Source organism: Grimontia sp. SpTr1, from assembly GCF_947387585.1.
GTDB classification, from domain to species: Bacteria; Pseudomonadota; Gammaproteobacteria; order Enterobacterales; family Vibrionaceae; genus Enterovibrio; species Enterovibrio indicus.
Genome location: NZ_CANDOD010000001.1, coordinates 446,268 through 459,890 on the forward strand (window position 1 = coordinate 446,268; position 13,623 = coordinate 459,890).

The window sequence follows — 13,623 nt, forward strand, 5'->3', positions numbered from 1 at the left end:
TGGTTCTTGTGTTGGGTGAATTTTGCTTTCCGAAAGAAGGAGTGGGGTTAACAATTTGGTGATAGCTTGCACGATGAGAGGAATTATTCTTTTACAAAATAGAGACCGCTCATCAATCTAAAAGTGTGAGCGATCTCAAAATTGCTTATCGTTCGAAAGATTAAGCGATCTTCTCCGCTGACGCGAGACGGTATTGAACCATGTCTTCGATGGTCAGTACTGGCATGTCATGCTTCTTACCGAACTCGACGATCTCTGGCGCTTTTGCCATGGAGCCATCTTCATTCTGCACCTCACACAAAACACCAACAGGCGAAAGGCCGGCCATTTGCATTAGATCGATAGTGCCTTCGGTGTGACCACGACGGACAAGAACACCACCTTTGCGTGCGCGGAGTGGGAACACGTGGCCAGGACGCGCCAGATCAGAAGGTTTTGCATCTGGGTTAGAGGCGGTTTTGATCGTAGTGACGCGGTCAGCCGCAGAAACGCCGGTTGTGACGCCCACTTTCGCTTCGATGGAAACGGTAAAAGCAGTCTGGTTGGCGCTGTTGTTTTTGGCCACCATTGGCTGAAGTTCCAGCCTATCGGCTTGTTCTTCAGGCAGGCACAGGCAAACGATGCCGGAGCATTCGCGGATCATAAGTGCCATTTGCTGGGTGGTTAGGTGGTCTACAGAATAAATGATGTCACCTTCATTCTCGCGATCTTCATCGTCGAGAAGCAAAACGCCTTTACCCAAACGCAGTGCTTCAAGCGCCGCTTCAACGCGCTCAAATGGGGTGCCAGAAAGTAGAGATGTGTGAGTCTGATTCATGGTAACTCCTAAGTTTAAATACCAGAATCAGGGCATAGATGAGCGCAAACTGCGAACGCAGCCATACGCAATCCAACGATCTTCGGCTAAGCGAACGCCGCCGTGAATCGGTGCATTTTTATCATCCTCTTTCATCCGGACTATAACCGTCGGCCTTGGCGTTTCACCAAGTCTGCTGACCCCAAGCATGCGCTTGGGCGCTCGCGGGCTCGCCAGTCTTACAATGATTTGCGTGCTGACATACCGCCGGTGGGGAATTTCGCCCCGCCCTGAGAATAATGCTCAAAATGAGCAAACAAATATTACTGTGTTTTCAATAGAAAAGGGAAGGGCAGATCGGCTGCATGCTTATTGTTTGCGCGATCAGTGTTCCATACGTCGCATGTACTCTTTCGGCGTACACCCACGGACGCGTTGGAAGGCTTTGGTGAAGCTTTGTGGGTTGCTGTAGCCAAGTAGACGGGCAACCTCATCCGGGGCATAGCCCTTTAACATGTACCTCGCCGCAATGTTATTCAGCACATAACCCCGCATGGACGAGAAACTGAAACCCAGTCGATGTAATCGCCGCTGCAATTGCTGCGTGGAAAGACTCAGCGTTGATGCGACCGTTTCCAAAGAGGGCATGCCGTAATGACGGGTGAAGTTCACGACTTCATACAGCGCTTTGGTGGGATCATCGCGTTGCGGCATATTGACCAGTTCATCCAAATCAAACAAAGAAATCACTGTTGCTTTGTTATGGTCGCGCGGCACGGCATGTTCCAAAAGTAGCAATTTGTTATCGAACCAGACTTCCGTCATGGCACAACCTGTCTTCACTTCACATCCAAACCATTCGCTTGCGGCGTTGATATCTATATCCGTCCCTTTGAGCCTGACGGCCAGCGGAGCAAATCCTTCATGGGTAAAATGGCGAAGAACGGTAGTCATCATAATGGCGACGCGCAGTGAGTCGATACCTGCCGCCGTTCCTGAGTATTCGTTGTCATAACACCACTTCAACAATTTTCCTGATTGCCTTCCTACATAGTGAGCGCCTGAGTGAAAGCAGCTCAAACCATAGTTGATTCGCCTGAAGGTGACTGCCAAATCCGGTGCAGACATAAACCAGTTTGCTTTCACATCAATGGAGGAAATCGTCAGGGAATCTGCAATAGCGAGTGGGTAAGACGGGTTGCCTGAGAGCTCGGCGATCTTTGTTAGCCATCCATTGACTACTGCATGGGGAACGAGCGCCATTTCATCGCTATACAAAGAGGCAGGAATACCCAGTTGTTCCGGTGTTAAGTGATATTTCGAACATGAGCCACTGATTAGCGGACGGATGTAAGCCATGCGGATAAATGAGATGTCGAACATATATATCACTTTATAGTGGATAGAATGATTCAATATATGCATTAAATTAATTTAATCAATCCATATTCAAGTGTCGTTAGTCTTCCCGTGTGAACATTCATACGTCGAATGAATGTCGGAGTAATCAAATGAGCCTGTTGGCAACCCCTTTTGTAGATACCACCACGGATACTGTCCTCCATGTGGTCGCGCTGGTTGTTCTGTTGGGATCGGTCGGTGCAATCGCGTTTGGCTTCTGGAAAGTCCATGAATTGCCAGTCAGTAAAGCCCGCAAAAAGCAGCATCACCAAATGGGATTGATATCCGCCCTGACATGGATTGGTTTTATCTGGCATTGGGTGTGGGTGGTTGCCGTGATTCTCGCGTTTGTGGATGGAGAAAAAGCACTGAGAAAGATCCGGGACATCTGGCGTGAGCCGAGTACGCCAGTCAATGAAACCGAAATCACCACAAACACAGTTAGCGAGAAGGAGGAAAATCATGCTTGAAGGTTTGGCCGTATGGGCACTCTTTATTTACCTGCTTCGCCTCGTTGGCATGCCATGGAACGTTTATAGCAAGGCATTCGCATACATTGGCGGTGGTTCTTGGCTGATTTTTGTTTGGATTGGATTATTGAATTTCACGCCGATGGACCTAACTGGCGGTTCTGTGGTGCAGTCTCCGCATATTCAATTGCGCCCGGGTTCAAATCAAATTCGCGGCAATGTTGATCAGATTTACGTTAATCCAAACCAACGCGTTGAAGAGGGTCAGCTTGTTTACACGCTTGATGCCGAACCTTACGAAATCGCTCTTAATCGTGCTGCTGTTGCCGAGCATGCGGCAAACGTGGCACTCGAAGTGGCGATTCAAGATGTCTCTTTGAACCAACAGCAATATGAAGCAACGAAAGCTGATCTCAATGTGCTTGAAAGCCAACTGGCAGCAGCAAAAGAAGATGCCAAATGGAAGACCAACCAGCTAAACCGATACATCACTCAGAATAAGCGTGCACCAAATACAGTCACTGAATCTGTGATGGACGAGCAACGCAACAAGGTTCAACTCGCTGGCGCTCAAGTCGCCACGCTCGAGAAGCAAATACAAAAAGCGGAAATTGGTGTTGAGCAAGCGCGTCTGAACAAAGAAAAATCGGTGCTGGCAGTCGCCACTAAAGAAGCAGACTTGGAAAGTGCAAAAGAGAATACCGCGCAGGCTGAGTGGAACCTTGAACAAACCCGAGTGCGTGCGCCGGCAGATGGTTACGTGACTAACTTCATCATGCGCGAAGGTCAGTATGTAGGCATGGTTCCTCGCATCCATATGTACACCGATGAAAAATATGTGCTGATGCGAGTGAATCATCAAGCTATCCGCAATGTGAAAGTAGGGCAGTATGCTGAATTCGCGAGCCCGGTTTACCCAGGTAAGATCTTTAAAGCAGAAGTAGAGGGGATTGTTGAAGCAACAGGAGAATCTCAGGCCCGACTGATTGCCACTGACGACAATGTGCGCATGACTACAGGTTCAAATCTTGCCAACAAGCACCATTTTGTCAGGCTGAAACTAGAAGAACCCGAAGGCTATGACATTCCTGTTGGCGCAGTGGGACTGGCGTGGGTATCAGGTGAAAAGCCTATCGGGTTTATGAGCTTCCTTGATGTGATTCGCGGCATCATCATCCGAATGAAAGCTCAGCTTTACTTCATCTACTCGATTTAATCGACATTCATTTCCTAAAGGGCTCATTAAGAGCCCTTTTTCTTGTCTCTGTTACTGCATCTCATCACGATACTGCCCACGCTTAATAAGCTTTTCCTATGAGTGCCTGAATGTGAATCATCAAACGATAGAAAGTCACCAACCCAAGGGGTTGAGAGCCATTGCCATTTTGGAGGCAGGGAAGGGTTTGTTGGCCTTGATAGTTGGCTTGGCTTTACATGAATTGGGTGGTGCTGAAATCCAAGAACTATGCGAACAGATGCTGCGCCATTTGCGGCTTAATCCTGCTGGAGAAATTCCAAGTGTGATTCATAAAGCGTTGGCAAGTGTTGATGACAGGAACCTGACCCTATTTGCATTGGGAACGGTGCTCTATGCCAGTGTCCGTTTTGTCGAAGCCTATGGATTGTGGCGAGCCTTTGGCTGGACAGAGTGGTTTGCTTTGGCAAGTGGGGCGATATATTTGCCTTTCGAAGTCTATGAAGTGATCACTACAGGCAAAACCATGGCATATCTAGCGTTGGGTATGAACCTGGTTGTGATTGGCTATATGGCAAAGGTTATTCAAAGGCGTTACCGGCAGAGGATGGGTACCTGAGAACGCAATTTTGATGAATATTTGCACGAAAAATTATATTTGGGCGGTAAATTTATCTCAGTTGTTCATTTTTGCTTGTTAAATGAACAAAAAATTGGGTTTGTAACGTGATTTATCTAAATGTTTATTGATGTGTTGATTTGGGTCAATTTAATGAATTAACATGCGCTTTTTTCACGCTCACGTAAAAATAAGTACAAATATAATGACAACAGATACAAAGCCTTCAAAGTTCAAATCTTCTGCCATGATTGCTTACATGCTGCTGCTTAGTGGCCTGCTGACCTTTGGTGTTTTCAGCATCGCGGGTGCTGCATTTGCTTACTTTAAGCGCAAAGAAGCTCTGGAAGCCGGGGAAGACATGTATGTCGACCATTTCCGCTGGATCATTCGCACCTTTTGGATTGCTGTGCCTCTGGCGTTGATAAACCTGCTGCTGATCCCATTGGGTATTGGTATGCTGACTGCGGGTGTCACTTACCTGTGGGTTTTCTACCGCGGTATGTATGGTGCGAAAGTCCTGACAGACTTAAAAAGCCCTTACAGCAACCGACAGGCGCAGACTGCCTAAAATCAACAGATTCCCCCTCGAGAAAGCCGCTTTTTGATGCGGCTTTTTTTATGTCGACGTATTTTGAGTTTCAATGCTTTCGGCCGCTTTTTGCTTACTCAGTGTACGTTGCAATAGCTGACTGTAGAGCGGTTTTCCACCCATGGCTTGCGCCGTCATGGTTGCACCGAGAGACGTAATCAAAAGAGGGAGGATAAGCTCATAGTTATGGGTGAGCTCGATCACCAGAAGTATTCCGGTGATGGGTGCGCGAACGGTAGCAGCAAACAGTGCGCCCATGCCTGCGACAGCAAACATTCCAACAGTGATATCAAAGTCCGGAAATACCAACATACAAGCGGCACCAAAACAGGTACCAAAGAGCGTTCCCAACGCAAGCATTGGAGCAAAAACACCGCCAGGGGCGCCGGAACAAAAACAGGCGAGAGTGGTGACGGTTCGTGCCATGAATAGCAGTAGAAGCATCGAAAGCGTAAACGACCCGCCAACGGCATCTGTGATGAGATTTTCACCTGCGCCAGTTAATCGAGGCAGAAAAATGATCATCACACCAAACATGGCGCCGAGCGCTGCGCCAATGCAGATAAACCGCTTAGTTTCATGTCGGTGCAGACGCTCGAAACCGTCCATACTCCAAACCACCATCCGGTTGAACAGTACGCCAAAACCACCAAACATCAGCCCCAGAATTAGGAAAAGCCCCAAGGCTTCCAAAGGCACATCGGCATGTGCAGGTAAGGGGATCATCGCGCCTTGTCCCTGAAAATATCGGTAGGTAATGGTCGCGACAATTGCGGCAATCATGACGGACTTAATCGAAATCAGGTTATAGCGAAACTGAGGGCGCATCTCTTCAACGACAAACATAATTCCTGCAAGTGGTGCGTTAAAGGCTGCAGCTAAACCTGCGGCAGCCCCTGAAGCTACCAAGGTGTGGCGACTTTCATCATCATTGAGCCGGAATATATCAGTGATCATTCTGCCGACGCTGGAGCCCATTTGCACCGAAGGCCCTTCGCGCCCCAGAACCAGTCCTGCACCAATGGCGCCTATACCGCCAAAGAACTTCGCTGGAATTACCCGCCACCAACGAACGGGACGAAGCCCATCAAGTGCGCCCTCTATTTCAGGGATCCCAGAGCCGGCTGCTTCCGGGGCGATTTTCTTTACCAAAAGGAAGCCGAATGCAGAGAGCAAAGCGCTACTGAAGACAACAGTCACTATGGTCAGCAGCGACATTTCGCCATGGGCTTTTGACCATTCATTACGTTGCGTGATGACCCAATCAATGGCGATATCGAAGAAAGTACAGAGCAGCCCTGCTAATAGGCCAACGAATACCGCAAGGAAAAGAATAGGAAGCGAGCTTTGATGGCTGGCGAGAAATCGACGCATTACTCCTGATTGGGGGTTACGTGGTGTTGTAAATTCCTGCTCTCCTCCCGCTTGCTCGGCCATCGCTTGCTTCCTTCGTTCGAATACGTTTTCAGCATAGAGCAGTAAGGAAAAGGGTTATTCTTCGGAAATGATACAGTCGCGATTATGCAATGAACCAATGGTTGTTGCTTTTTCTCCACGCTAGCACCGCATCAATAAACTCCCTTAACTTTTTGGGATAGAAACGCTGGTGTGTATAGACGAGATGTAAATGATGCTGACTGGCTGACCAATTCGGTAAGACACGAACGAGACTGCCATCTGCCAGCGATTTCTCAACCAAGGCCAGAGGAATGCAGGCGATTCCTAAGCCTCCCATCGCCAGTGATATGAGCCCCTCATAACTTGAGCTGGCGTATTGCCCATGAATAGTGAGTTGAACCCTTTGCCCGTCTTCAGAGTGCAATGACCAATCATTCCAAGATGCATCAAATGTGCTTTTAAGGCATGCCACGTTGAGAATGTCACTCAAAGTATTTATTGGGTGACGATTAACCAACGAAGGTGAGCAAACCAGTACGTCTTTCAAAGCGCCAATATCTTTCGCAACTAGGTTGTCAGGTAGGGCTTTTTGAGATCTCAGCGCCACGTCGGACTCACCAAATTCAACATCTTTAATGTCCGTAGTGAAATCCAGTTCTAAGTGTATGTTGGGATTCTCTTTGGCAAAGGCGGGAAGGGCTGATTGGGCAATAAGAGGGCCTAGCGCATCTGGTGCAGTAAACCGAATGTAGCCATAGCCGTCTTGAGTCAACATGTTGATACTTTGCATCGCTTTCTGGGAGATCGTTTCGATTTGCTGTGCGGCGCTGAAGAGCTCTTTTCCAGGTTCTGTAAGTACGACGGAACGTGTTGTCCTGAAGAACAGCCTGCATGATAGCTCACTCTCCAAAGCACGAATGTGTCGTGAGACCAGTCCTTTGGATACGCCCATTGAATCTGCCGCTTTTGCGAAGCTGCTTAGTTGAGCCACGGCCTTGAAGGTTTCTAGATGCGTTAAGTTCACATTGAATCCAAATAGTAAACAGTGTGTTCATTTTATACGGTTTTTCGCTATCGAGTTGCCTCATAAGATTTAATTCGTAAACAAAAGGTCAACAGACCCAAAAAGTCGCGAGTTTAAAATCTAAGAGGACATTGAGATGGATGCAGGCAATGTAAGCAAGAACTTGGAAGTGGCCAAAACTTATTTTCAGGCAGTACAAACGGGTGATCTGGAAACACTGGGTGCGCTGATAGCACCAAATGTTGTTTGGTACCAACCAGGAAACAATCACTTTTCAGGAAAGCACGAAGGTGCGCAAGCAGTTTTTGGCATGATTGGCGGCATGATGGAAGTGTCACAAGGCTCATTTAAAATTGAAACCTTTAACGTTGTTGGTGGCAATAAAAACAATGTCGCTGTGATCGTCGAGTTTTCGGCTGCACGTGGAGACCAATCAATGCGTATGGTCGGTGTCGATATGCTGACTATCGAGGATGGAAAGATTGTTGAAGCTTGGCTTTACTCGGCAGATCAGGTTTCAGAAGACACATTCTGGGGAAACTAAACATAACCCCAATGCTTCCGGAGTCAATCTAAAAGGGGCTCAAGCCCCTTTTCTAACCACATTTTCAAAATCTGCACCCAAGGAATCAATCTCTCTTTTCTTGCTCTGAGAAGGTGGCTCTCGTCACTAAAAACTGGCTAGGGTTAACTCAATCCTCTTCTGAACTTTTAGAGCCTTATGACTGAATCTGTTCCTGCTCTGGTGACGTACGCCGCGCTTGGCTGGGTTGCGTTGAATGCTATTTTCTATGTATCCGAACGTTGGATGGTATTTTCTGACATCATTTGGATTCTGCTTGCCGGGTTGCTTTATGGGTGGGTCGCCTCTGCCTCTGATGCAGGACTGCCTGAATTGGTACTGCATCCGGAAGTTGTCCTCTATGTATTTGTTCCGCTACTGATTTTCGCTTCTACCAAGAAGATGTGCTTGTTCCATTTTCGGCCTATTTTGCTGCCTGCTGTGTTAGCAGGCACGCTAGGTATTATCATCAGCATGCTTGTTATTGGTGGTGCTTTGTATTTTCTGCTTGGCGTGGATTGGCTTCCTGCACTGCTATTTGGCGTGATCATCTCCGCGACTGATCCGCTAGCTGTCAGTGCGCTGTTTAAAGGGAATGAAGCCGTGACGGAAAACCAAAAGCTGCTGATTGAGGGAGAGTCGATTCTCAATGACGGGTTTGTGGTAACCGTAGCGGGGATTCTCGCGCTTCTGATATTTGGCGATGAAGGCTTCGATGCTCTGCAAACAGGGTTCAGTTTTGTTACTCACATTTTTGGCGCACTGATCTCTGGGGCTGTGCTTGGAAGGGTTGCGAGATGGGTATTAAGGCTAATGCACACTTCGCATTACATCCTTACCACCAATATTACGCTGGCATTGGCTTATGGTAGCTTTGTGCTGGCTGAATTCCTTCACTTCTCGGGAATCTTGGCGGTATTCGCTGCGGCGTTGGCATACGGCTACAAGCCGGATCACGACAGCAAGAACCGTGAATCAGAAGAAAAAGTATGGGAATACCTGGATTATGCGGCGAATGCCTTGCTGTTTTTTCTGTTGGGCACCAGCTATTTCACACTGACATCAGATTCCACATTATCTGTTTTTTACACCGTACTCGCTCTCATTCTATTGTTCGCTGCGCGGTTTATTGCTTTAGGTACTTTAAAACCAGTCATGCGTGTAGAACATAAAGCACTGTCTACAGATGAATTCTGGCTGTTGAATTTCTCCGGTGCGAGGGGAGCCGTATCGGTCGCTTTGATTCTGTTGCTGCCTTCCACTTTTGAATATCAATCTTTGTTCCTTGGCATGGCATTTTTGATGATTTTGGTTTCGTTGATCGTTTACCCGCTAATCACGGTCAAAATCATCAAACGCATGATTCAGTGACCCACTTTCAGATTGTTTAGGCGTACACCTCAGCATGGAATAGCACTCTCAATATGAGAGTGTCAGGGCGGTTAAGCGCCTTCAAAAATGTTTAGTGTGCTAAATAATGTTCAATCAGTCTTTTCACCACTCCGCCATCAATCATCTGTATGTCACTGAATGTAAAGTGTTAAATTCTTTGGATTGTTCATTTCTCGCCTTTACACATCAAATATTGTTTTGACAACAAATGTTTAATTTGTAAGTCTATTTTTAATTGAACGTTCAATCAAAAAACATCTGCGCTACATTTTTAACCTAAATGTGATGGTGTTTAGGGAGATTGAATGCAAGAAAAAAGGAGAGCGGAATGCCAAAAGTAGGGATGCCAGCAATTCGCCGCCCGCAGCTTGTTGCTGCCACCATGGCGGTGATAGATGAAGTAGGCTTGGCAGGTGCCAGCGTTTCACTGATCAGCCGTAAAGCGGGTGTGTCGGCAGGCATCATCAACCATTACTTTGGCGGCAAAAACGGATTACTCGAAGAAACGATGCGTTCGGTTTTGCGAGAGCTTTCTCAAGGCGTGCAGGTGCGTCTCAATGGTACATCGCCAAATGATGCATATGGCCGGATTCTGGCGATTGTGGAAGGTAACTTTGACCCGAATCAGGTGAATGCCGCGGTCACCAAAACCTGGCTGGCGTTCTGGTCGCACGCTATGCACGAACCTGTGCTTTTTAGATTGCAACGCGTCAATGAAAAACGCCTCTTATCCCACCTTCGCATTGAATTAAAAAAGCTGATGTCTACAGAGCGCGCTAACTTCGTTGCCCAAGGCATTGCAGCATTGATCGACGGAATATGGCTTCGTGGTGCGCTTGCGCCGGAAGGTATCGATCCGCGCGCAGCAATGGCGACAGTCGAAGATTATCTCAAGCTTCAGCTGAAAGATGTTGAATCCATATCAAAAGGCAAAAATTAAATGGATATTAAACAGTTATATATTCACGGACAGTATGTTAATGCGACTTCCGGCGAAACCTTTACCACATTAAATCCTGCTACCGGTGCAGCGCTTGCTGAAGTACAACAAGCAAGCCAAACGGACGTCGATATCGCTGTGACTTCCGCATGGGAAGGTTTCAAGGTTTGGTCTTCAATGAGTGCGGCAGAGCGTCGCGGCATTCTCAACAAAGCGGTGGCAATTCTGCGTGAACGCAATGACGAACTGGCAGCGCTGGAAGTGTTGGATACCGGTAAGCCAATGCAAGAAGCCCAGTATGTGGATGTAGTCACTGGCGCTGATGTTATCGAATACTACGCGGGTCTTGCTGTGGCTATTCAGGGTGAACAACAAAGCCTGAGCGAAAACCAATTCTTCTATACGCGAAAAGAACCGCTTGGCGTGTGTGCAGGTATTGGTGCCTGGAACTATCCGATCCAAATCGCGATGTGGAAGGCGGGCCCTGCTCTTGCAGCAGGCAATGCCATGGTGTTTAAGCCTTCTGAAGAAACACCGCTGACAGCGCTGAAATTGGCAGAGATCTTTACCGAAGCAGGTATGCCAGATGGTGTATTTAACGTGGTTCAAGGCGACTACCGCGTGGGCCAAATGTTGTCGCGTCATAACAACATCGTCAAAGTGTCCTTCACCGGTGAATGCGGTACGGGCAAAAAGGTCATGGCTGATGCCGCGGGTACGCTAAAGCCTGTCACCATGGAGTTGGGTGGTAAATCGCCACTGATCGTTTTCGACGATGCTGATATTGATAACGCAGTATCTGGCGCGATGATTGCGAATTTTTACACCCAAGGTGAGGTGTGTACGCACGGTACCCGCGTTTTTGTCCATGACGATATCTATGACACTTTCCTTGAGAAACTGAAAGCTCGTACGGAACAACTGGTGGTGGGCGACCCCACCGACCCGGAAACCCAAATCGGCGCGCTGATTTCCAAAGACCATTTATCCAAAGTGCTCGGCTTTATCGAAAAGGGTAAAGCAAGTGGTGCGACCTTGTTGTGTGGTGGATACCAAGTGACAGAAGGTGAATTGGCGAAAGGAAACTTCGTTGCACCTACCGTGTTTGCGAACTGTACGGATGACATGTCACATGTTCAGAATGAAATCTTCGGCCCTGTCATGTCTGTCCTGCGGTTCAGCGACGAACAGGAAGTCATTTCCCGAGCGAATGACACCTCTTATGGCCTTGCAGCAGGCGTATTCACCAACAATTTCTCCCGCGCTCATCGCGTTATTGCCAAGCTTCAGGCGGGTATTTGCTGGATCAATAACTGGGGAGCATCTCCGGCGGAAATGCCAGTTGGCGGTTACAAGCAATCCGGTATTGGTCGTGAGAACGGTATCCAGACCCTAAGCAGCTACACCCAAACCAAGAGTGTTTACGTCGAATTGGGCGATGTAGACAGTCCTTACGCATAAGAAATCGGGGCTGGAATGTCGAACAAAGAATTTGATTACATCATTGTTGGTGCTGGATCGGCGGGTTGTGTACTGGCAGATCGCCTGAGTGCGTCAGGTGAACATCAGGTGCTGATCCTTGAAGCGGGTGGCACTGACAGAAGCATTTTCATTCAAATGCCGACTGCGCTTTCGTACCCAATGAACACTGAAAAGTACGCGTGGCAGTTTGAAACCGAAGCCGAAGAAGGGTTGGACGGACGGAAGCTGCATTGCCCTCGCGGCAAGGTTTTAGGTGGAAGTTCATCTATCAATGGTATGGTTTACGTTCGAGGTCACGCCTGTGATTTTGACGAATGGGAAGCCAATGGTGCGGCAGGCTGGAACTATCAAAACTGTCTGCCGTATTTCAAGCGCGCGGAAACCTGGATTGGCGGCGAAGACGAATACCGCGGCGGCAACGGCCCTGTAGGCACCTGCAACGGCAACGATATGGCGCTTAACCCGCTGTATCGCGCGTTTATTGATGCGGGTGAGCAGGCTGGCTATCCGGTCACAGAAGACTACAACGGTTATCAGCAGGAAGGTTTTGGACCCATGCACATGACCGTGGATGGTGGTGTTCGGGCCTCTACGTCTAATGCCTATCTTCGACGCGCGTTAAAGCGCGACAACCTGACGCTAATCAAGGGCGTCACGGTCAAAAAAATCCTGATAGAAAACAAAGCCGCAACGGGTATTGCCTATGAAAAAGGCGGGCACTCGTTCGAGGTAAAAGCGCGTAAAGAAGTGATCAGTGCTGCAGGCTCTGTCGGTTCTCCGCAACTGTTGCAGGTATCTGGTGTGGGCCACAAATCTGTGCTGGAAAATGCGGGCGTGGAAGTGAAACACCATCTTCCAGGCGTGGGTGAAAACTTGCAGGATCATTTGGAAGTTTATTTCCAATACTTCTGCAAACAACCCATCACTTTGAACGGCAAGCTGGGACTTATCAGTAAAGGTTTGATCGGTACTCGCTGGATTTTGTTCAAAGACGGTCTCGGAGCGACCAATCACTTTGAATCCTGTGCATTTATCCGAAGCCGCGCGGGTATTAAATGGCCAAACATTCAATATCACTTCTTGCCGGCAGCAATCCGTTATGACGGAAAGTCTGCGGTGGAGGGGCATGGATTCCAGGTTCATGTTGGGCCAAACAAACCGGAAAGCCGTGGCCATGTGCACATTAAAAGTGCCGACACCAATGACAAGCCGGAAATCATCTTCAACTACATCAGCACCGAACAGGACAAACAGGACTGGCGCGACTGCATTCGCTTAACCCGCGAGATTCTGGCGCAGGAAGCGATGTCGCCTTATCGCGATGGCGAAATCCAACCGGGTATGAAAGTTGAATCCGACGAAGAAATTGATGCATGGGTGAAGGCGAATGTGGAAAGCGCTTACCACCCATCCTGCACCTGCAAAATGGGGGCGGACAGCGATGACATGGCCGTGCTCGATAACGAACTTCGGGTTCGCGGTATTACCAACCTCCGTGTAGTGGATTCATCTGTCTTCCCAACGATCCCGAACGGCAACCTGAATGGCCCAACCATCATGGTCGCCGAGCGTGCTGCAGACATGATTTTGGGGCAGCCCATGGAGGCGCCGACGGATGTGTCGGTGTGGATTGACCCAAACTGGGAAACCCAGCAACGCCTGAATCCTTTGCAGTAAGCGAGCTATGCAGTATGCGAGGTTAAGGCGACAAGCAACATCAGCAACACCCAAACAAAAACGGAAGGGCGCAGC

13 protein-coding genes and 1 riboswitch are annotated in these 13,623 nt (G+C 48.4%); of the genes, 9 read left to right on the top strand and 4 right to left on the bottom strand.

What is annotated here, in order from left to right:
* Positions 1 to 160: 160 nt before the first annotated feature.
* Together ribB and QL223_RS02065 are read right to left on the bottom strand one after the other, a co-directional pair.
* The gene (ribB, locus tag QL223_RS02060) at positions 161 to 817 is read right to left on the bottom strand and encodes a 3,4-dihydroxy-2-butanone-4-phosphate synthase (RefSeq protein WP_281543720.1); all 657 of its coding nucleotides are present in this window, start codon (positions 815 to 817) and stop codon (positions 161 to 163) included.
* 119 nt (positions 818 to 936) lie between these two features.
* Positions 937 to 1,098, bottom strand: a riboswitch (FMN riboswitch).
* Between the two features lie 82 nt (positions 1,099 to 1,180).
* Positions 1,181 to 2,179: an AraC family transcriptional regulator gene (locus QL223_RS02065; RefSeq protein WP_281543721.1), complete on the bottom strand. Its 999-nt coding sequence runs from the start codon at positions 2,177 to 2,179 to the stop codon at positions 1,181 to 1,183.
* A 128-nt stretch (positions 2,180 to 2,307) separates the two neighbouring features.
* On the opposite strand from QL223_RS02065, the gene QL223_RS02070 reads away from it, so the two are divergent.
* From QL223_RS02070 to QL223_RS02085, 4 genes are all read left to right on the top strand, one after another.
* A complete protein-coding gene (locus QL223_RS02070; RefSeq protein ID WP_281543722.1) occupies positions 2,308 to 2,667 on the top strand; it encodes an MFS transporter in 360 nt (119 codons plus the stop codon).
* Positions 2,660 to 3,883: a biotin/lipoyl-binding protein gene (locus tag QL223_RS02075; protein ID WP_281543723.1), complete on the top strand. Its 1,224-nt coding sequence runs from the start codon at positions 2,660 to 2,662 to the stop codon at positions 3,881 to 3,883. Before QL223_RS02070 ends, QL223_RS02075 begins: the two co-directional genes overlap by 8 nt.
* 112 nt (positions 3,884 to 3,995) lie before the next feature.
* Positions 3,996 to 4,481, top strand: coding sequence for a DUF2127 domain-containing protein (locus tag QL223_RS02080; protein ID WP_281543724.1), 486 nt, complete (start codon positions 3,996 to 3,998; stop codon positions 4,479 to 4,481).
* A 205-nt stretch (positions 4,482 to 4,686) separates the two neighbouring features.
* On the top strand, positions 4,687 to 5,052 hold the full coding sequence (locus tag QL223_RS02085) for a hypothetical protein (RefSeq protein WP_281543725.1): 366 nt from the start codon (positions 4,687 to 4,689) through the stop codon (positions 5,050 to 5,052).
* Between the two features lie 48 nt (positions 5,053 to 5,100).
* Here the strand turns inward: QL223_RS02085 and clcA are convergent, their stop codons facing one another.
* Together clcA and QL223_RS02095 are read right to left on the bottom strand one after the other, a co-directional pair.
* The gene (gene clcA, locus QL223_RS02090) at positions 5,101 to 6,510 is read right to left on the bottom strand and encodes a H(+)/Cl(-) exchange transporter ClcA (RefSeq protein ID WP_281543726.1); all 1,410 of its coding nucleotides are present in this window, start codon (positions 6,508 to 6,510) and stop codon (positions 5,101 to 5,103) included.
* An 82-nt stretch (positions 6,511 to 6,592) separates the two neighbouring features.
* Complete coding sequence (locus QL223_RS02095; RefSeq protein ID WP_281543727.1) at positions 6,593 to 7,495, bottom strand: LysR family transcriptional regulator; 903 nt, start codon at positions 7,493 to 7,495, stop codon at positions 6,593 to 6,595.
* A gap of 136 nt (positions 7,496 to 7,631) precedes the next feature.
* Here QL223_RS02095 and QL223_RS02100 point away from each other — a divergent pair, with 136 nt between their 5' ends.
* From QL223_RS02100 to betA, 5 genes are all read left to right on the top strand, one after another.
* Complete coding sequence (locus QL223_RS02100) at positions 7,632 to 8,039, top strand: nuclear transport factor 2 family protein (RefSeq protein ID WP_002538021.1); 408 nt, start codon at positions 7,632 to 7,634, stop codon at positions 8,037 to 8,039.
* Between the two features lie 177 nt (positions 8,040 to 8,216).
* Entirely contained in the window at positions 8,217 to 9,428 is a 1,212-nt protein-coding gene (locus QL223_RS02105; RefSeq protein WP_281543728.1) for a sodium:proton antiporter, read from the top strand.
* A gap of 349 nt (positions 9,429 to 9,777) precedes the next feature.
* On the top strand, positions 9,778 to 10,389 hold the full coding sequence (gene betI / locus QL223_RS02110) for a transcriptional regulator BetI (protein ID WP_281543729.1): 612 nt from the start codon (positions 9,778 to 9,780) through the stop codon (positions 10,387 to 10,389).
* Positions 10,390 to 11,850 (top strand): betaine-aldehyde dehydrogenase, encoded by a 1,461-nt coding sequence (gene betB, locus QL223_RS02115; protein ID WP_281543730.1) that lies wholly within the window; start codon positions 10,390 to 10,392, stop codon positions 11,848 to 11,850. It abuts the gene before it with no gap.
* A 15-nt stretch (positions 11,851 to 11,865) separates the two neighbouring features.
* Positions 11,866 to 13,548: a choline dehydrogenase gene (gene betA, locus QL223_RS02120; RefSeq protein WP_281543731.1), complete on the top strand. Its 1,683-nt coding sequence runs from the start codon at positions 11,866 to 11,868 to the stop codon at positions 13,546 to 13,548.
* Positions 13,549 to 13,623: the final 75 nt, after the last annotated feature.

Bases quoted from the DNA above. Each gene is read 5' to 3' on its own strand.
- ribB (WP_281543720.1), bottom strand. From the start codon at position 817: ATGAATCAGACTCACACATCTCTACTTTCTGGCACCCCATTTGAGCGC.
- QL223_RS02065 (WP_281543721.1), bottom strand. From the start codon at position 2,179: ATGTTCGACATCTCATTTATCCGCATGGCTTACATCCGTCCGCTAATC.
- QL223_RS02070 (WP_281543722.1), top strand. From the start codon at position 2,308: ATGAGCCTGTTGGCAACCCCTTTTGTAGATACCACCACGGATACTGTC.
- QL223_RS02075 (WP_281543723.1), top strand. From the start codon at position 2,660: ATGCTTGAAGGTTTGGCCGTATGGGCACTCTTTATTTACCTGCTTCGC.
- QL223_RS02085 (WP_281543725.1), top strand. From the start codon at position 4,687: ATGACAACAGATACAAAGCCTTCAAAGTTCAAATCTTCTGCCATGATT.
- clcA (WP_281543726.1), bottom strand. From the start codon at position 6,510: ATGGCCGAGCAAGCGGGAGGAGAGCAGGAATTTACAACACCACGTAAC.
- QL223_RS02100 (WP_002538021.1), top strand. From the start codon at position 7,632: ATGGATGCAGGCAATGTAAGCAAGAACTTGGAAGTGGCCAAAACTTAT.
- QL223_RS02105 (WP_281543728.1), top strand. From the start codon at position 8,217: ATGACTGAATCTGTTCCTGCTCTGGTGACGTACGCCGCGCTTGGCTGG.
- betI (WP_281543729.1), top strand. From the start codon at position 9,778: ATGCCAAAAGTAGGGATGCCAGCAATTCGCCGCCCGCAGCTTGTTGCT.
- betB (WP_281543730.1), top strand. From the start codon at position 10,390: ATGGATATTAAACAGTTATATATTCACGGACAGTATGTTAATGCGACT.
- betA (WP_281543731.1), top strand. From the start codon at position 11,866: ATGTCGAACAAAGAATTTGATTACATCATTGTTGGTGCTGGATCGGCG.